Raw genomic sequence first — 17,885 nt, 5'->3', positions numbered from 1 at the left:
ATGGAAACACTTTCTGCGTTACTGGCTGCCATTCCGCAGCCCGATGTGGCGGGCATGGCGCGCGCTCAGCAGCATATTGATGGCCTGTTAAAGCCGCCCGGTAGCCTTGGACGTCTGGAGACGCTGGCCGTGCAACTGGCTGGTCTGCCGGGGCTGCAGGGGCAGCTGGCGCTGGCGGAGAAGGCGATAGTGGTCATGTGCGCCGACCATGGCGTCTGGCATGAAGGCGTGACGCCTTCGCCGCAGGTGGTGACGGCCATTCATGCCGGCAATATGGTGCGGGGCAACACCGGCGTCTGCGTGCTGGCGGCGCAGGCCGGGGCCAGGGTGCAGGTGGTGGATGTCGGCATCGATGCCGACCCGCTGCCGGGCCTGATTAACCTCAAGGTGGCCCGCGGTAGCGGGAATATCGCCCGGACGGCGGCGATGAGTCGCCAGCAGGCGGAGCAGGTGCTGCTGGCCAGCATGCATCTCACCCGCCAGCTCGCCGCCGACGGGGTGAAAGTTTTTGGCGTCGGCGAACTGGGAATGGCCAATACCACCCCGGCCGCAGCGGTGATCAGTGTCCTGACGGGCAGCGATCCTGACGCAGTGGTGGGCTGTGGGGCCAATCTGCCGCTGGCGCAGCGGGGCCATAAGGTGGCGGTGGTGCGCCAGGTGATAGCCCTTAACCAGCCGAACCCGGAGGAGGGGCTGGATGTCCTGGCGAAGGTGGGCGGTTACGATCTGGTGGGCATGACCGGGGTGATCCTCGGGGCGGCCTCCTGTGGCCTGCCGGTGGTGCTGGATGGCTTCCTCTCCTATGCCTCTGCCCTGGCGGCGTGTCGCATGGCCCCGACGGCGCATCCTTATCTTATCCCTTCGCACTTGTCGGCGGAGAAAGGGGCGCAGATCGCCCTGGACGCGCTGGGTCTGCGGCCGTATCTCGATATGGACATGCGCCTGGGAGAGGGCAGCGGCGCCGCGCTGGCGATGCACCTGCTGGATGCCGCCAGCGTGATGTACAACCAGATGGGAACGCTGGCGCAGAGCAACATTGTGCTGCCCGATACCGCGCCGTCGTCCTGATGGTAGAGCGCATCGTCTCCACGATGGGGGGACGATGCGCTGCGTTTACAGCGCCTGCTGCCAGACCGCCTGGGGCAGGAGGTAAACCTGCGCCGGGGCGCGCATGCCGTCGGTGACAATATGGCGGATGCCGCTGGCCATCACCGCCAGGGTGACGTCAAAAGCGTTCAGGCTGTCGCCGAAGCCCGCTGTCAGGTTGAGCATCGAACCATTGGCCAGCAGATAGAGGGTTTTGTCGGCCATGCGGTAGGCGTTGATATACGGCATCACCTCTTCCTGAGGGTACTGGCGCAGGTACTCGCCGTCGATCTCTTCCGCCACGTGGCCGACGTTAAGGATAAATACGCCCGCTTTCGCGCGGTCCAGCGCCTGGCGATTAACCACGTTTTTCCCGCCTGTCGCCGTGGCCACCACGTCCGCTGAGGCGATAGCCTCCTGCAAATCCACCACGTGCCAGCCGTCGTAGGCCGCCTGCAGACGACGGGCAGGATCGATCTCCGCCACCATCACCTGGCCGCCAAAGGCTTTTGCCGCCGCCGCGACGCCCTGGCCGACCAGGCCGTAGCCGATCACCAGCACTTTTTTCTCATGCAGGGTGAGATGAGTGGTCTGGAAGAAGGTGTGCCAGGCGGTGAGACCGACCATATGGCGGTTGTGCAGCCCCTCTTTGACCGGCAGATCGTCCCAGTTAAAGATCGGATAGCCTGGCTGAATATCGCCCAGCCGATTGACGCCCGAGCCAGTGGCTTCCAGACCCGCCACGATGTTACCGAACTCGCCGCGCTGGTGGAGCAGGGTGGTGATATCGGCGCCCATCTCGCACAGGTGAGTGGGCTGCCAGGCAATCGCTTTTTCCCATGACTGCTGCCAGTCGGCATCGCTCATATTGCGCCACGCGCAGGCCTCGGCGCCGCGCTCCACCAGCCAGGCCACCACGTCGTCCTGCACGGTGGTGGGGTTACAGGTGGTTAAAAAGACCTGAGCGCCCTTGTCGAGGATCCCCTGCACCAGCGGGATCATTTTCATGTCGAGGTGCATACAGCAGGCCAGGCGCACGCCGCTGAGGTCGGGCAGGGCGGCGACCTGACGCAGGGTACGCGGCATATTCTGGCTGGCCCATGCCACTTCTTTCGCTAAAGAGATTTTATTATTCACTGGGTTATGACCTTCAGTTCGCAAAAGGGGTATCCCCCTGACAGAAAAGGGATTCTATCAGTCCACGCGAGAATTCACAGCCCTGTGCCCTCTGGACGAGATTGCCCACGCTATCCCCCTGTGAAATACAGGGTTGTTAATGTAAGGTTAAAAAAAGAAAATATAAGTAATTCCTATGACCTAAGCGATAAAGCGATGTTGAGTGTCATTTCTGCGGGGCTGTTTTCACGGCTGCGGATTTTCCTTGGGCGCCTGAAGCCGCACGCGCTACCGGTGGCCCGCCGGCATATCGTGCTGGGATCCATTGGCGCCGGCACCGGGCTGGCGGTAACCAGCATGTTCAGCCACTGGCTGCTCGGCGAAGTCAATTTGTGGTTTATTGCCCCCATGGGCGCGTCGGCGGTGCTGTTATTTGGCGTGCCGAGCAGCCCGCTGGCGCAGCCGTGGTCGATTGTCGGCGGTAATGTGCTGTCGGCGCTGATCGGCGTCACGGTGGGCATGCTGGTTCCCCATCCGGCGCTGGCCTGCGGGCTGGCGGCCGCGCTGGCGATCGCCGGGATGTATTTTCTGCGCTGTCTGCATCCCCCCGGCGGCGCGGTGGCTCTGACGGCGATCCTCGGCGGCGCCGGGGTGCACAGCGAAGGCTATCACTTTGTGCTGACGCCGGTGCTGCTCAACTCGCTGATGCTGGCGCTGCTGGCCATCGTGTTTAATAACCTGGTTGGCCGCCGCTACCCCCATCCGCTGGCGGCGGAGGAGGTCAAGCCCCGGGCGGTGCCGCTGGGCATCTCGGTCACCCGGGAGGATATTCACGCCGCGCTGCTGGAAGGCCAGTTCCTCGATATTGATGAAGATGATGTCCAGGAACTGCTGGAGAATATTGAGCAGCAGGCGCGCCAGCGCATCGCGACGGCAGCCCGCCGCTAAAGGGCGCTCTTCGGGCGGCGGGTTACAGATCGCCGGTAAGATACTGCGCGACCCCGCGGCCAAAGCTCCAGTCACCTTTCTGATTACTGATAATCGACACCATCACATCATCGCCGCTCAGACCGCAGTGCTCCGCCAGCTCCTCCTGCAATAGAGCGAAGAAGCGCTGCTTCTGCGCCTCGCTGCGCGGGCTGGTATAGACCCGCACCACCACCAGATCCCGCGTGCGGGTCAGTCCGAGGCCGGTATCGTCAATCACCATATGGTGGGCTTTGTTTTCGTGAACAATCTGGTAGCGGTCGCGTTCCGGTACCTCGAAGGCGCGCAGCACGGCGCGATGGGCGGCATCCAGCAGGGTTCTGATCTCCTGTTCCGTACGGCCTTCAATCAGGTCAAATGTCAGTAATGGCATGCAGGTGTTCCTTATCGTTAGGGAATAATGACGAACTGAACAGGATGCTAGCCGATGCCGTCGCGGGCAAAAACCGCTATAGTTGAATACATTGTTTTTACTGGTGAACAATCACATGAGCGAGAGTCGTCCGGAGAGTTACTGGGCTCATCTGTACTGGCTGACGGTGCTGGAAGAGCAAAAAAGCTATACCCGGGCCGCGGAAAAGCTGGGGATCAGCAAGTCGGCCATCAGCCAGAAAATCAGCGAGCTGGAGCGGGTGACCGGGAAAACCCTGGTCCATCGCACCACCCGCAGCGTCAGCCTCAGCGACGACGGACTGCGGCTGGTGGCGGAGCTCAACGAGCCGTTTGGTCAGCTGCGGGAAATTTTCACCGGCGCCTGCGATGAGGGCGGGCCGCTGCGGGGAACGCTGCGCCTGACCGCGCCGGTGGCCTTTTCCCGCCAGCAGCTGGTCCCGGTGATTGCGCCGTTTTTGCATCAGCATCCCCAGCTGCATTTGCAGCTTGAGGTGACCGACCGGCTGGTCTCTCTGGCCAGCGAAGGGTTCGACCTCGCCATCCGCCACTGTCGGCGCGAGGCGCTCCCGGACACCCACGTCGCCTGGCCGCTGTGTCACACCGCGACGCTGATCGTCGCGTCCGCTGACTATATTCGCCGCCATGGCCGCCCGGAGACCCCCGACGATCTGCGCCACCACCAGTGCCTGACCTATCCCCGTGGGCCACAGCGTCCGCAGTGGACGTTCGCCTCCCGCCAGACGCCCGATGAACGGGTGACCATCAACGTGCAGGGGCCCTTCGCCACGAATAACAGCGAGTCGCTACGCGATGCCGTGCTGGCGGGGCTTGGGGTGGCGCTGCTGCCGGATTTCAGCGCCCGGGAGGCCATTGGCCGCGGGCTGGTGCAGGAGCTGCTGCCGGCGTGGCAGCCGGTGGAGGTGTTCGCCGATCGGCTGTATGTCATCCGGCCATATACTCCGCGCGTGTCGCGCGCGGTGGAAACCTTCAGCCGCTACCTGAAAGCGACCTTCAGCGAGCCGCGTCCAGCTCTCGCGCCAGCGCCTCGCTAAAACGGGGAAGCAGATGGCGCTCGCCGGGAAGGCGCTGCGCGAGGGTGACGGTTTTGTCGGCGCAATAGACCCGCTCGCTGCCGAGCTGCGCTTCAAAGGCGTTCGCCGCCTGATGCGCCGCGGTAAGGTCAGCGTCAATAAGGATCACCGCATGGGCCAGCACCACGTGGCCGCGGCCTGCCGCCAGCGGCCGCCAGTACTGGGCGGTGCCAACAATCTTGCGCGCCTCCTCGCCCTCCCCGCAGGCGAGGTTATACCTGCCATCGCAAAAGGAACCGTTTACCGCCCGGGCGTGGCTGGCAACGCCGAAGCGCGCCAGGGTACGCTGCAGCACCGTGCACAGCGAGAGGTAGATGGGTTCGGCGGCCTCGCCGAGCGACTGCTGCACCGGCCAGGCGAGACTCAGGTTGATAATGCCCGGCCCCTGAGGCACCAGACCGCCCCCGGAGCGGCGAAGCCATACCGGCCAGCCGCGCGCGGCAAAATGCGCGCTGACCGCCGGCAGGTCCGCAAACTGACGATAGCTCCCGGGCACCACAAATCCCTGCGGCGCCTGCCAGAGTTGGGCGACGGCCTCCCCGGCGCTGGCTTTGGCAAACAGCGGCTGTTCCGCCTGGGTGGGGTCCTCGCAAAACTGCAGCGCCAGCGAGGAGGGGGTAAAACGGCGAGGCCAGCAGTCGGCCAGGGACAACAGAGACATGCATTCTCCTTACCGGAGGGCGCGGGTCACGCCCCCCGCAGGTGGGTCAGTGGACGGTCTGTTTTTTCATCAGCAGGGCGGTGAGCGCCGACAGCAGGCATCCCGCGGTCAGATAGAGGGCCACGCTGTGCCATGAACCGCCGGAGAAGGTGACCAGCGCCGCGGCGATAAACGGCGTAAAGCCGCCGCCGACCACGCTCGCCACCTGGTAGCCGACGCCGGCGCCGCTATAGCGATAGCTGGCGCCGAACAGCTCGGTAAACATCGGCTGCTGGACGCAGACCACCATATCATGGGCGATATTGGCCAGCATCAGGGCGAAGAACAGGATCCAGAAGACGGACTGACTCTCCATCGCCATAAAGAAAGGAAACCCGCTCAGGGTACCGATCAGCGCCCCGGTGATATAGATCCGCCGACGGCCATAGCGGTCAGCCAGCCAGGCGAAGCAGGGGATAGTCAGGCAGCTAAGCCCGCCCACCAGCAGGCCGATGTTGAGAAACAGTTCGCGCGGCAGACCGAGGTTTTGCGTGGAGTAACTGAGGGCGAAGGCGGTGACGATATACATCGTCAGCAGCTCGCACAGCCGCAGCGCAATAATCAATAAAAACGCCCCCGGATGGCGGAGCAGCGCTTCCACCACCGGTAATCGCTTCTTCTCTGGCTGAAGGTTGGCCTGGCTCTGCTGTGCTTCAAATTCCTGCGATTCCGCCATGCCGTTACGGATCCATAGCGCAATAAGGACCAGCACCACGCTGAACAGGAACGGTAAGCGCCAGCCCCAGCTGAGGAACTGCTCGTCAGTGGTCAGGCTGCTGATCAGCGAGACCAGCCCGGTCGAGAGCAGCAGGCCGACGCCGTAGCCCACCTGCACCCCACTGCTGTAAAAGGCTTTTTTTCCCTTCGGGGCGTTCTCCACCGAAAGCAGTGCCGCGCCGCCCCATTCCCCGCCGACGGCAAACCCCTGAACCGCCCGCAGGAACACCAGCAGCGCCGGCGCCCACCAGCCGATCTGGCTGAACGAGGGGAGCAGGCCGATGCAGGCGGTGGCGATACCCATCATCCAGACGGTCATCATCAGCATCCGTTTGCGCCCGAGGCGGTCGCCAAAGTGGCCAAAGATAATCCCGCCGAGCGGGCGAAAAAGAAACCCGACACCGAAAGTGGCAAAGGCGGCAAGTGTCCCCATCGCCGGGCCGATCTGCGGGAAAAATTCGCGGTTGAACACCAGCGCGGCGGTAATGCCGTAGAGAAGAAAATCGTACCAGTCGACCACCGCGCCGGCAAAACTGCCCCATGCCGCCCGCCGGGCGCGAAGCAATGAATCTGGCGCCTCGACGGGCTGCACGCTTATTGTTGAATCCATACCCTGTCCTGTCAGTCACGTAATTTGTCGTTATTGGAATGAGACGCTTTTACTATTGCGTCTGCTCTGAGACTACCGCGCAGCGGCCCTGGAGGAAAGTAGTTTGCCTGCTAAGCGGGGAGATGGTGCAAAAAAGAAGCGACGAGAAAGGCGGGCTAAATCACACCCTGTACTAAACATTCTGGCAATTTGCCAGCCAGCTTATACTTTTAATTAAATCAACGGATAACAAAGAGGGACACCTTTTAAGAATTGACGTAAATGGTTTACACTTAACATGTCTCCTTCTCTGGAATGGTGAGTTAAATGCGTCTACTTCTTGCAGTGTTATTTTGTTCTGTCATGTTGCCTTCTGCTTATGCTGAAAAACTGCCTGCGCCGACAGGAAAACCTGTACTGACCATTTCCGGAAAAATCGGGAATACGAACGTCGGTGACAAGGCCGTTTTTGACCTCGCGGCGCTGGAAAAACTGGGGATGAAGACGGTGGAAACCACCACACCCTGGTACACCGGTAAGGTTCGTTTTGAGGGCATTCCCCTTAATAAACTCATGGATTTAGTCGGTGCTAAGGGCAAATCCGCCCGCGTGTTGGCGCTTAACGACTACACCACCATTATTCCGATTGATGATTTTTATAAATTCCCGGTCATTATGGCGTTAAAAATGAACGGCGAATATATGCGTGTTCGCGATAAAGGTCCATTATTTATCGTCTACCCTTACGACAGCAGCGCTGAATTACAAAACCAGATCTATTATTCCCGATCGGCCTGGCAAGTTTCTAAGATTATTATAGAGTAAGGGTTGGATCTTGAATCGAATACTCACGGCTATTATTTTGTCGTTATTTATTGTTACCGGATATATTACTTATCTGGTGCATGAGCGACAGAGTGAGTTGCAAAAATTTACCCGCTATACAGACTCGTGGTCAATGTCGCAGATGGTGTCGGAATATATGCGACTGGAGTCTCGTCTGGCGGGAATGGCGATCGGGGCCGAAGGGGCGGACCACGATGAGGTGCGCCTGCGCCTGGAGATCATGATGAGCCAGATCGAACTCCTGCAGCAGGGCGATCTGGGTAAATTTATTAATAAAAGCGAACAGCGGAAGACGGTGGTCGCGACGCTGATTCGTAATCTTCATCTGCTTGATAAACAAGTTGATACCATGACGCCGGAGCAGGTCAAACAGATCCTGCCGGTGTTGAGTGAACTGGATGGCCCCCTGACCTCAATGGCCGCCGCCACCCTGACGCAAGATATTAATATTGTTAATATCACGCATGATAAAATCCAGCATCTTTATTATATCTATTCGGTGATCTCCATTCTGCTGATCGCCATGTGTATTACTCTCGGTCTGCTGATGCTCCGGCAGAATAATAACCTGCGTCGCGCCCATGTGCGCATGAAGACGCTGGCCAACGATCTGCAGGCCTCGAAAGAGAAGCTGCAGGTGCAGAACCGCCGACTGCAGTACGATGCCTACCATGATTCGCTGACCGGTATGCCGAATCGTCTCTCTTTCTGGCAGCGGCTGCAGGAGATTGTCAACCAGGTGCGTCCCTATCAGGGTTGCGCGGTGGTGATGCTGTTCGACCTCGACAGCTTTAAGGATGTGAACGATACCCTCGGCCATGATGCTGGCGATAAGCTGCTGCAGGATCTGGCCAGCCGTCTCTCTTTTTTCCGCAAAACCTCCGAGACGCTGTATCGCCTTGGCGGCGATGAGTTCGCGATGCTCTCTTACGATCTGACAGAAGAGATGGCTCTCGAGCGCGCCAATGTTATCCGGGAGAAGATCAGCCAGCCCTATCAGATCTACGATGCGCAGATTAATATCGACGCCTGCATCGGGATCGTTATCTCTGACGGCGAAAGCCGGACCGATTATCTGTACAAGTGTGCCGACCTTGCGCTGTACGAGGCAAAAAAAGAGGGTAGCGGTCATGTGCAAATTTTCCGGCCGGGCATGCTGCAGCGCCTGCAGGAGAATAAATCGTTCGAAGATGACCTGCTGCAGGCGCTGGCCCATGACGAATTTAAAGTCTACTACCAGCCGATCGCCGACACCGTCACGCGTGAAATCTACGGCTATGAAGCGCTGGTTCGCTGGTTCCATCCCGTGCGCGGCGCTGTGCCGCCGACGGTGTTTATTCCCGTCGCGGAGAAAATCGGCCTGATCAATACCCTCGGCGAGTGGGTGCTGAAAACCGCCTGCGCCGAAGCGGCCAGTTGGGCGACGCCGCTAAAAGTCTCGGTCAACGTTTCGCCGATTCAACTGATGAACACGTCGTTGACCGATACCATTATCGGCGTGCTGCAGCAGACCGGCCTCGATCCGCGACGCCTGGATCTGGAGATCACCGAGTCGGACGTGTTCAATGAGAATACCCGTTCGCTGGAAATTCTCAGCCAGCTGCGCGAGCAGGGCATTCAGATTTCCATTGATGACTTTGGTACCGGCTATTCTTCTCTGTCGCGTTTAAGCTACTTCCCGTTCGATAAAATCAAAATTGACCGCTCGTTTGTTATCAATATTCCGGAGCAAAAAGACGATTTGGATATCGTTCGCCTGATTATCAGTATGGGAAAGAGTCTGCATATGCGTATTGTGGCGGAAGGCGTGGAAACCGAAGAGCAGTTGACCTCGCTGCAGGCGCTGGGGTGCGACCTGGTCCAGGGGTATTTAATCGGCAAGCCGAGTCCGCTGCGCTAACAAATTTTTAACGCGTTTATTTTTATTCTCCCGGGCGATTTCAGGATCCTGAAATCGCCTTTTTTATTTTACCGCGTCGCTAATCCCTGAGAGGTATAAAAAGGAGTAGACGGTAAAATCAGCAATAAAATAATATCCTTAGCGTTTAAAAGGGGTATATGATATGCATCATATAGGCTATTTCTGACCGTCGGATTTGAGACGGTAAAGTGAGGCACAATCATGCAGCGAATCATTATTCCCACCCATTACGTTCACACCCGCAGCACGCCGCTGTGGACCAAAGAGACCGCCCCGGCCTCTATCTGGCGTCGCCATCTGGATGCTGGCACCCGGCAGGGCGTCTATCCTCGTCTCTCGGTGATGCAGGGGGCGATCCGCTATCTCGGCTATGCCGATGAAACCAGCCCTGATCCTGTTGAAACCCTGACCATTGAAGCCGGGCAGTTTGGCGTTTTTCCGCCGGAGAAATGGCACTGTATTGAGGCGCTCAGCGAGGACACGGTTTTTAATGTCGACTTTTACGTTGATCCGAAAATTCTCATCGAGGGATAACCAGAGATGAACAGTGAAAATAAAGGCTATGCCTTGGCGGTAGAGAACGGCCAGCTTCACGAAAAACGTGAAAAAATATATCTCAAACCGATGGCGCTTTATATTCCGCAGCACGCGGTGGAGGCGGTAAATAGTCTACTGAATGATCTGCCGGGTGGTAACGAAGAAGGGGAGTGGGTGTTAACCGTCACCAATAATAATAACGGCGTCTCGGTTGATAAAACCTTTTCCTCGCTGGCGGCGCTGCGCGACCCGCTCACCGCCGCTGATGCGGTGAAGGATCTGATCAATATCGTTCGCGGCTACGAGTCCGATGAAGAGACCAACGTTTGCGGCTGGTAAGCCCGCTACTCTTCCTCCGGATGGCGACCGTCACCTAATACCATCTGGCCGACCAGCCACTCCCGCAGAGCGATAATATCCGCGCGCTGCGCCGCTGCCTCGGTGGTGACCAGGTAGTAGCAGGCGCCCGGTAATGCACAGCTAAACGGCGCGGACAACACCCCGCGCTGCAGCAGATCCCGCGCCAGCAGTTCGCTGGCGATCACCACCCCCTGGCCGGCCACCGCCGCCTGCAGGGCATGGGTCTCATCGCTAAAGGTTAACCCCGCATCAATATTCAGCGTCGACGGCCCATAGCGGCGGCGCCAGTTCTCCCAGTTTGGCGAGTCGGCCGGCACGCGGCGGTTGGCGACGTGAAACAACGTCACCCGCTGCAGATCTTCATGCCGGGCGAGGCCCAGCGACGGGCTGGCGACCACGATAAAACGATCTTCATACAGCAGCGTGCAGCACAGGTCCGGCTCCGGCGTTTCACGATAGCGAATCGCGGCGTCCACGGTACCCAGTTGCAGATCCACCCGTTCGACGCTGGTGTGCAGACGCAGGTCGATAGCCGGAAAGCGAGCGGTAAAGTCCGCCAGCCGTGGCACCAGCCAGTGGGTGAGAAAATTGGAGGTGGTGGTGACAGTTAAGGATGGCGGCTGACGGGCATGAGCGATCTGGACGACGGCTTGCTCCAGGGCGCTAAAGGCGCGCTGCGTGGCGGCGTAGAGGATCTCGCCATCGGCAGTCAGGCTAACGCCCTGCGCGCTGCGTTCGCACACCCGGCACGCCAGCACCGACTCCAGCAGTTTAATCTGATGGCTGACCGCCGTCGCGCTGACGCCGAGCGACTCGGCGGCCTGTTTAAAACTGCGGTGGCGGGCGACGGCATGAAAGGCGCGCAGCGCCCCCAGCGGCGGTAGACGGGGTGTTCTCATGGCTGAGTTTTTCTCATCTATGGCTGAAAACTATGCGTTTGTGTAAGGCAATATAGTGGCGATAGGCTACGAGCATGTAAAGACAACAACATGAATTAAATTCATGCTGCTTCACCTGTCAGGAGTCAACTATGCACGTTGTAAGCCGCTACACCGCCGCGGACGCGGCGGGGATGATCGAGCCGCGTGGCCGCGCCATCGCCCTGAGCGTGGCTTTTGCCGCCGGAGTCTTGCTGTTAAACATGGTTCCCGTTATCGGCGTGACCGGCATGCTGAGTCTGCTGACGGCGCTAATCGCCGCCTTCGGCGCCGGGTGGGGATCCACACGTGGGCATTCCTGGCTTTATCGCTCGCCCCTGGCGGCGACGCGCTGGGCCTTTCTGCTGTCGGCGGCCGGCTGGCTGCTGGCGCTGGTGGCCTGGTATGGCGGGCAGGACTGGCCCGCCATGCTGCCGGGCGTGGCGTGCGGCGGGGCGGGGGCGGCTGTCGCCTGGTGGATTGCGGCGGGACGGTCGGCGCAGTGTGGGCCCAGAGTCGATGGCGCAACGGTGCTGAGCGTGGTCGTGGTCATCGTGGCGACGCTGTTGGCCCAACACACTGCCGGGGCCGGGCGCAGCGGCGTGTGCTTCGCCTTCGCCGTGCTGCTGGACCTGTCGCTGCTCGGCGCGCTGATCGTGCGTATCAGGCAGCAGGAGAGTGCGGCGTAACGGAGTCCGGCGGCAAATGAAACGAGACGGGGTAACTCACCCGGCGTGGTGACAAATTTCTTCTACACTGTTACAGGCATCACATTCCTGTGCGGTCGGCACTCCTGCCGGCCGCCGTCGGCATTCAGCCCAGGCTCGGGCCTGCAGGCTGGTTATCCTGAAAGAGGAGTCTGTAATATGGCATTTGTCACCACCCAAGACGGCGTCAACATTTACTTCAAAGACTGGGGTCCAAAGGAAGCTCAGCCGATTGTCTTTCATCACGGCTGGCCCCTGAGCGCCGACGACTGGGATAACCAGATGTTGTTTTTCCTTGCCGAAGGTTTCCGGGTCATCGCTATCGACCGTCGGGGTCATGGCCGCTCCGATCAGGTTAGCGAGGGGCACGATATGGACCATTACGCGGCGGACGTTTCGGCGGTAGTGGAACATCTGGATCTGCACAATGCGGTCCACGTCGGGCACTCTACCGGCGGCGGCCAGGTCGCCCGCTACGTCGCCCGCTACGGCCAGCCGCAGGGCCGGGTGGCGAAAGCGGTATTGATCAGCGCCGTCCCGCCGCTGATGGTGAAAACCGAGCAGAATCCGGGCGGTACGCCGATCGAGGTGTTTGACGGTTTCCGCAAAGCGCTGGCGGCGAACCGCGCCCAGTTCTATCTCGACGTCGCCTCTGGCCCGTTCTATGGCTTCAATCGTGACGGGGCAGAAGTGTCGCAGGGGACGATCCAGAACTGGTGGCGACAGGGAATGATCGGCAGCGCCAAGGCCCATTATGAAGGCATCAAGGCGTTTTCAGAGACCGACCAGACGGAAGACCTTAAGTCGATCACCTTGCCGGTGCTGGTGTTGCAGGGGGATGACGACCAGGTGGTTCCCTATAAAAATGCGGCCATCCTGCAGGACAAGCTGCTGCCAAACAGCCAGCTGATCATTTATCCTGGCTTCCCGCACGGGATGCACACCACCCACGCCGATACCATCAACGCCGATCTGCTGGCGTTTATCCGCGCCTGATCTTCCCCCTTTGCCGGGCAGAATGCCGTTAATGGCATTCCGCCAGCGCCCTGGCCGCCAGTCGCCGGGGCACGCTGGTTGACGAGCAGGGGAAATCTGCTTAACTCATGGGATACCTGACGACTATTTTCCCCCTGGCAGGATAAAACGCCGGGTTTCTCTGTAGAAACCCGGCGGAATTCTGCGCAAGAGACAAGAGAGAGACAATGAAATTAGCCGGACTTCATCCCGACGAGCAGCGTCGCCTACAATCGCTACGCTCTTCCGGGCTGTTGAATAGCGGAAAAGAAGAACGCTTCGATCGCCTGACCAGGCTTGCCCGTTCGCTGTATAACCTGCCGGTGGCGTCCATCAGTCTGGTGGGGGAAGATCTCCTGCATATTAAGTCCTGTGCCGGTCTCGATGTGGACACGGTGCCGAGAGATATTTCATTTTGCGCCCATACCATCCTGCAAACCGACCCGCTTATCGTCAACGACATGCAGCAGGACGAGCGCTTTCACGATAACCCGCTGGTCATTGCGGCGCCGTTTATCCGCTTTTACGCCGGGTATCCGGTGCAACTGCCGGATGGCGCGACCGTCGGATCGTTCTGTCTGATGGATCACCAGCCGCGTTCATTTTCCGCCCATGAAATGCAGATCTTAAGCGATCTGGCGGCGATCGTGGAGGATGAGTTCAAGGTGCTGGATGCGGCAACCTCGGATGAGCTGACGGGACTGTTTAATCGCCGGGGATTCCTCACCCTGGCCGAGTATGCCCTGCTGACGGCCCAGCGCCGCCATGAGCCGGTAAGCCTTGCCTTTGTCGACCTCGACCGCTTCAAGCACATCAACGATACCTGGGGACATGAAGAGGGCGACCGCGCGCTGATCGCCATCGCCGATTTGATGAAAGCGGCCTTCCGTGAGTCCGATATCCTCGCCAGGCAGGGTGGGGACGAATTTATCATTCTGTTCGCCAATACCAGCCGCCACGACGCCGCGACAGCGATGGAGACGCTCAGTCACAACGTGGCCCGTTTCAATCAGCAGGCGGCCAACCCCTGGCAGCTGGCGTTCTCCTGGGGCTGCGTCGAGTACGATCCCGCCAGCCACCCCAGTCTCAACGCGCTGGTGGCCACCGCTGACCGGCTGATGTACCAGGCGAAGCAGAAGCAGGGTCGCGAGCGTCGCTAACCTGGCGTGGAGGTGTTCTGCAGGTACCGCTGCGCCTGCTGCCGCTTCTGCGCATAGCTGCTGAGCAGCGCCTGCTGTGATTTGCCTTCGTTATCGTAAAACAGACCGCCTTCGTCGGCGATAAAGCGATAATGCTGTTCCAGCTGGCCTATCACCCAGTCGATACGTTGCAGGGTGAGTAAGGTACACGACTGGCCATGCAGATCGTCTTCGATATCCAGCACGTGGGAGCGGAAAGCCTCCACGGCAAATAACCGGCTCAGCGCGGCTGGGTCCGCCAGCGCCGACACCCAGCGCGCCGTTATCTGCTGAAAATGGGCCTGCACCTGCGGGGCGGCCTGTCGGGCGCGGAGCCAGGCGAGCTTACGCCGGTAGCTTTCGACCGCCAGCCGCTTCAGATCGCGATAGTGCGCCAGCTGCTGCTCCGCGCCGGGAACCTGGGTCATCAGCCAGCTAAAAAAGAAGCGGGTCTCAAAGCGCTCGACAAAGTGAAACAGCGGATCGGCCAGACCGTTGCTGTTGAATTCCCTGAGCGGATCGAAGGGATACATATAGCCAAAATCGAACAGCCACAGCTGCTCCTGACGGTCCACCAGCAGATTTCCACGACAGAGATCCCACTCCATCAGCTCCTGTTCCTCACAGGCTTCCAGGGTCGTAAATAGCTGGGCGATCAGCGGCGGGGTCAACTGGTGGATCAGCTCGCCATCGATCCACGGCGAGAGCAGGATGCCGAGGCGATAATCGGCATACAGCGTCGGAACGATGTGGGTGAAGCGCGGGGCGGTGACCGGGTTATCCTTCAGCCGCTGCAACGCCTGCCGGCGCTGCACTTCATTTAAAAACGACAGCTGGCCGTTGAGGTTGGCGACGCCGGCGACGGCGCGTCGTTTTTTTAAATTGTACTCCTTGCCGGCGATGCGCAGCCGGTAAACCTCGCCGGTCAGTCCCGAGCCGTATACCTGCACTACATAGGGTGAATCGGGGCCCAGCGCGGCGAGGGTTTCGGGTGGCAGCGGGCAGTGGCTGACGTTGCCGACGATAAGGGGTTCTCCGCTGCGATCGAACGCCTGCTGTTGCTGTTGTCTGAGGTTCATGATGCCTCCGGGTGTAACGTTAGACAGCGTGGATAATCCACGCTATCTCACCCGCAAGCGGCAGTGAATTCATCCTACTGGCGGGGGCTTTTTCAGGCTGAGCTGGGAGGCGTTCACGGAGGATACTCGGGGCGTAGGAAGGCGGCAGGGAAGGGCGTTGCACCTGAGCAAATCTGGCCTTCGCGCTACCGCTGATATCCCTCCGGCGCAACCCGGATACGGAAGCTGCGCCGCATTTTGTTTATCTGATTCGCCATAATCTTTTGAACCACAAAAAACGTTTTCTATCATCGGTCTTCTTACGACGAAATCAGTTCTCGCCTGCACACAATGCTTCCTGACCTGCGAGAAGTATCCGATGTATCAGGATGGTTGCCGTTTTACAGGTCATCACACCGCTGAAAACTGGGATCTGTCCTTCGATGGATGACGGTTTATTACGCTAAGGAAACCACCATGAATCTGATGAGTAATTGTGCACAATCCACCCTGAATGTTATATTAAAATATAATATTCGGAGGTCCTCTATGTACAAAACTCGCCTGAAAAGGGTTGGCGGATCCATCATGCTGGCGGTTCCTCCCGCCGTGCTGAAAGCGCTGGAGCTGTCGACAGACAGCGAAGTGGGTATGACTATAGATAATGGCTGCCTGATTATTGAACCGCAGAAACGGCCCCATTATTCGCTTGAGGAACTGTTGGCGCAGTGTGATCCGCACGCCGAAATGAGCGAAGAGGATCGGGAATGGATTGATGCGCCTGCGGTGGGCAAGGAGATCATGTAAATGGACAGAGGGGAAATCTGGCTTGTTTCACTGGATCCGATTGCTGGCCACGAGCAAAGTGGAAAACGTCCGGTACTCATTGTATCGAAGGCATCGTTTAACAAGCTGACCCGACTACCGGTCGTGGTTCCCGTCACCAGCGGCGGACACTTTGCACGTACAGCAGGTTTCACGGTTTCACTGGAAGAAGCGGGGACCAAAACAACAGGTGTTATTCGCTGCGACCAGCCCAGAACTATCGATATGGCGGCCCGGAACGGCAAGCGTCTGGAACGCATACCTGACGCCGTTATCAATGAGGTGCTTGCCAGGCTGGATGCGATTCTCAGTTAACGTCAGCGACGCAAAAAAGCAAAAAGCCTGCTCGAAAGCAGGCTTTTTAAATGTGGCTCCTCTGACTGGGATCGCCTTTGCCATTAACTGGCTAATAAGTAAGCTAAACCTGAATTCCCTTTCTGTCAAGACCACCATAATGACCCCCTTCCGTGAAAGCCGTAATTCAGTAGCAATGTGACTATGGTTTCAGAGAGCGCACTGAAATGTCAGGGAATTAAACGTGGGCTACTGGGTATTACCTCGCTTTTTTTCTATTCGCCTCTTGTAAAGTGTAGCAAAATGTGTGAATTGGTATCTATTTGGAGGAAACAGGATGACGACTTCAAGAACGAAAGGTCAATCTCGAGCCAAGCGTAGAACCGAAGTTCCGGGTCAGGCGTTAGGATACAGCCTTCAATTTACACGACTTACTCATTTGTTGCTTCAAGCACCCGAGGGAAGTTTGTGCAGTTTGGAGCTTCTTGACGATGTAGCCCAAGAGGATGGCGCTGGCGGCGTTATACTGGTTCAGAGTAAAAGCGCACTTACAGCTAATCCTGTGGCTGACCGAGCAAAATCACTATGGAAAACTCTTTCAAATTGGATTGAGCTTGCAGCATCACCAGGGTTTGAAGTAGACAAAGCTATTTTCGAGCTTTATGTTTCTCGCAAAGTTGTAGGGCCGATCGTTGAAAGTTTCGCAAAGGCAAATACTACTGAAAGCGCTAGATTAGCCATCGCACAAGCTCGCACTTTGTTATGGGGGAGTACTCCACATTACGATATGAAGAAAGGAGTCTCCGCAGAAATTGCTCCATACGTCGAAAAGGTGTTTACAGCCGACCCGGCGCTTTTAGAACGACTTATTTGCAATTTTCAACTGACTCAGGGCAGCGGCAGTCCTCAGGCAGATCTTGAGGCGCTAGTTCGAAGTCATCCCGTATCCCCATCTAAGGTTGGCGATATCACCAACCATCTTTGCGGTCAGGTGAAGCGCCACATCGATATGCTGCTAGAGGCGGGAAAGCCTGCTGTCATTGCACGCAATGACTTCCATGTCTGGTACACATCGTTCGTACAAAAAATTGATCGACAAACGGTTCTATCGAGTCGTGCACATCATCCCTCAGAGGAAATATCACGGGAATATCTTCCTGATAATTTCATTCGACAACTAGATATCATTGGTCTGCCATACGAAGAGAAGCTCGGAGCTGTTAGCGATTACTTAATGGCTTCCTTCGATCGGACAGATTGGGCTGTCCGGGGAGAAGTTGATGAGAGCTCTTTTGAAGATCTAAACGATGTCCTTAAGCGTTCATGGAAGAATAAACAGCGGGTTTGTAGGTTGAATTACAGAGAAAGATCCGATCAAGAGCAAGGACAATTTCTTTATTCAGACTGCATGCAGTTCGCTGCTCCAATTCAGGCAATGTCTACACCAGGGCACTTTATTCCTGGTTGCTTTCACATGCTCGCCGATGAGTTGGTTATAGGCTGGCACCCTAACTACGAAACTCATTTAAAGGGCAAGAAGGTGGCGTAA

Annotated in this window: 19 protein-coding genes and 1 pseudogene; 13 read left to right on the top strand and 7 right to left on the bottom strand. The window is 58.2% G+C overall.

The features are described from left to right. The gene (gene cobT / locus CWM61_RS04860; protein ID WP_100630812.1) at nt 1-1,068 is read left to right on the top strand and encodes a nicotinate-nucleotide--dimethylbenzimidazole phosphoribosyltransferase; all 1,068 of its coding nucleotides are present in this window, start codon (nt 1-3) and stop codon (nt 1,066-1,068) included. A 45-nt stretch (nt 1,069-1,113) separates the two neighbouring features. Here cobT and CWM61_RS04855 read toward each other — a convergent pair whose 3' ends face one another. Further along, nucleotides 1,114-2,223 carry an adenosylhomocysteinase gene (locus CWM61_RS04855; RefSeq protein ID WP_074385350.1) on the bottom strand — a complete coding sequence of 370 codons (1,110 nt, stop codon included), beginning with the start codon at nt 2,221-2,223 and terminating at the stop codon, nt 1,114-1,116. Nucleotides 2,224-2,418: 195 nt separating this feature from the next. Here CWM61_RS04855 and CWM61_RS04850 point away from each other — a divergent pair, with 195 nt between their 5' ends. Next, nucleotides 2,419-3,150: an HPP family protein gene (locus tag CWM61_RS04850; RefSeq protein WP_061153966.1), complete on the top strand. Its 732-nt coding sequence runs from the start codon at nt 2,419-2,421 to the stop codon at nt 3,148-3,150. Nucleotides 3,151-3,172: 22 nt separating this feature from the next. Here the strand turns inward: CWM61_RS04850 and CWM61_RS04845 are convergent, their stop codons facing one another. Then, nucleotides 3,173-3,562, bottom strand: a complete 390-nt coding sequence (locus CWM61_RS04845; RefSeq protein WP_008804146.1) for a tautomerase family protein — start codon at nt 3,560-3,562, stop codon at nt 3,173-3,175. A gap of 115 nt (nt 3,563-3,677) precedes the next feature. On the opposite strand from CWM61_RS04845, the gene CWM61_RS04840 reads away from it, so the two are divergent. Beyond that, nucleotides 3,678-4,634: a LysR family transcriptional regulator gene (locus CWM61_RS04840; RefSeq protein ID WP_074385351.1), complete on the top strand. Its 957-nt coding sequence runs from the start codon at nt 3,678-3,680 to the stop codon at nt 4,632-4,634. Here CWM61_RS04840 and CWM61_RS04835 read toward each other — a convergent pair. Continuing rightward, the gene (locus CWM61_RS04835; protein WP_074385352.1) at nt 4,594-5,334 is read right to left on the bottom strand and encodes a lipoyl protein ligase domain-containing protein; all 741 of its coding nucleotides are present in this window, start codon (nt 5,332-5,334) and stop codon (nt 4,594-4,596) included. The genes CWM61_RS04840 and CWM61_RS04835 overlap by 41 nt on opposite strands. A 46-nt stretch (nt 5,335-5,380) precedes the next feature. Next, the gene (shiA, locus tag CWM61_RS04830; RefSeq protein ID WP_100630811.1) at nt 5,381-6,700 is read right to left on the bottom strand and encodes a shikimate transporter; all 1,320 of its coding nucleotides are present in this window, start codon (nt 6,698-6,700) and stop codon (nt 5,381-5,383) included. A gap of 306 nt (nt 6,701-7,006) precedes the next feature. Here shiA and CWM61_RS04820 point away from each other — a divergent pair, with 306 nt between their 5' ends. Then, the gene (locus CWM61_RS04820; protein WP_061153970.1) at nt 7,007-7,504 is read left to right on the top strand and encodes a molybdopterin-dependent oxidoreductase; all 498 of its coding nucleotides are present in this window, start codon (nt 7,007-7,009) and stop codon (nt 7,502-7,504) included. Nucleotides 7,505-7,514: 10 nt separating this feature from the next. Next, entirely contained in the window at nt 7,515-9,425 is a 1,911-nt protein-coding gene (locus CWM61_RS04815; RefSeq protein ID WP_012967625.1) for a putative bifunctional diguanylate cyclase/phosphodiesterase, read from the top strand. Here CWM61_RS04815 and CWM61_RS29655 read toward each other — a convergent pair. Beyond that, nucleotides 9,422-9,550: pseudogene (locus tag CWM61_RS29655) on the bottom strand (hypothetical protein). The gene CWM61_RS04815 and the pseudogene CWM61_RS29655 sit on opposite strands and share 4 nt — an antisense overlap. 97 nt (nt 9,551-9,647) lie before the next feature. Here CWM61_RS29655 and CWM61_RS04810 point away from each other — a divergent pair. Together CWM61_RS04810 and CWM61_RS04805 are read left to right on the top strand one after the other, a co-directional pair. Beyond that, nucleotides 9,648-9,980 (top strand): DUF1971 domain-containing protein, encoded by a 333-nt coding sequence (locus tag CWM61_RS04810; protein WP_061153971.1) that lies wholly within the window; start codon nt 9,648-9,650, stop codon nt 9,978-9,980. A 6-nt stretch (nt 9,981-9,986) separates the two neighbouring features. Continuing rightward, a complete protein-coding gene (locus CWM61_RS04805) occupies nt 9,987-10,322 on the top strand; it encodes a DUF1869 domain-containing protein (RefSeq protein ID WP_074385354.1) in 336 nt (111 codons plus the stop codon). A 5-nt stretch (nt 10,323-10,327) separates the two neighbouring features. Here the strand turns inward: CWM61_RS04805 and CWM61_RS04800 are convergent, their stop codons facing one another. Further along, on the bottom strand, nt 10,328-11,242 hold the full coding sequence (locus tag CWM61_RS04800) for a LysR substrate-binding domain-containing protein (RefSeq protein WP_100630810.1): 915 nt from the start codon (nt 11,240-11,242) through the stop codon (nt 10,328-10,330). A 131-nt stretch (nt 11,243-11,373) separates the two neighbouring features. Here CWM61_RS04800 and CWM61_RS04795 point away from each other — a divergent pair, with 131 nt between their 5' ends. From CWM61_RS04795 to CWM61_RS04785, 3 genes are all read left to right on the top strand, one after another. Further along, nucleotides 11,374-11,949 carry a hypothetical protein gene (locus CWM61_RS04795; RefSeq protein WP_100630809.1) on the top strand — a complete coding sequence of 192 codons (576 nt, stop codon included), beginning with the start codon at nt 11,374-11,376 and terminating at the stop codon, nt 11,947-11,949. 177 nt (nt 11,950-12,126) lie between these two features. After that, the gene (locus CWM61_RS04790) at nt 12,127-12,963 is read left to right on the top strand and encodes an alpha/beta fold hydrolase (protein ID WP_064323654.1); all 837 of its coding nucleotides are present in this window, start codon (nt 12,127-12,129) and stop codon (nt 12,961-12,963) included. Nucleotides 12,964-13,169: 206 nt separating this feature from the next. Next, a complete protein-coding gene (locus tag CWM61_RS04785) occupies nt 13,170-14,141 on the top strand; it encodes a sensor domain-containing diguanylate cyclase (protein ID WP_061153976.1) in 972 nt (323 codons plus the stop codon). Here the strand turns inward: CWM61_RS04785 and CWM61_RS04780 are convergent. Then, nucleotides 14,138-15,238, bottom strand: coding sequence for a phosphotransferase (locus tag CWM61_RS04780; RefSeq protein ID WP_100630808.1), 1,101 nt, complete (start codon nt 15,236-15,238; stop codon nt 14,138-14,140). The two genes, CWM61_RS04785 and CWM61_RS04780, sit on opposite strands and share 4 nt — an antisense overlap. Nucleotides 15,239-15,766: 528 nt before the next feature. Between CWM61_RS04780 and CWM61_RS04770 the strand changes: the two genes are divergently transcribed. The 3 genes from CWM61_RS04770 to CWM61_RS04760 all read left to right on the top strand — a co-directional run bounded on the left by CWM61_RS04770 (nt 15,767) and on the right by CWM61_RS04760 (nt 17,885). Then, a complete protein-coding gene (locus CWM61_RS04770; protein ID WP_100630806.1) occupies nt 15,767-16,024 on the top strand; it encodes an antitoxin in 258 nt (85 codons plus the stop codon). Then, on the top strand, nt 16,025-16,357 hold the full coding sequence (locus tag CWM61_RS04765) for a type II toxin-antitoxin system PemK/MazF family toxin (RefSeq protein ID WP_074385360.1): 333 nt from the start codon (nt 16,025-16,027) through the stop codon (nt 16,355-16,357). A 316-nt stretch (nt 16,358-16,673) separates the two neighbouring features. Further along, nucleotides 16,674-17,885 (top strand): ABC-three component system protein, encoded by a 1,212-nt coding sequence (locus CWM61_RS04760; RefSeq protein WP_100630805.1) that lies wholly within the window; start codon nt 16,674-16,676, stop codon nt 17,883-17,885.

Source organism: Klebsiella sp. K-Nf6, from assembly GCF_002806655.1.
Classification (GTDB): Bacteria; Pseudomonadota; Gammaproteobacteria; order Enterobacterales; family Enterobacteriaceae; genus Klebsiella; species Klebsiella variicola.
The sequence above is the reverse complement of the archived record's forward strand: the minus strand, read 5'-3'. Positions and strand labels throughout refer to the sequence as shown.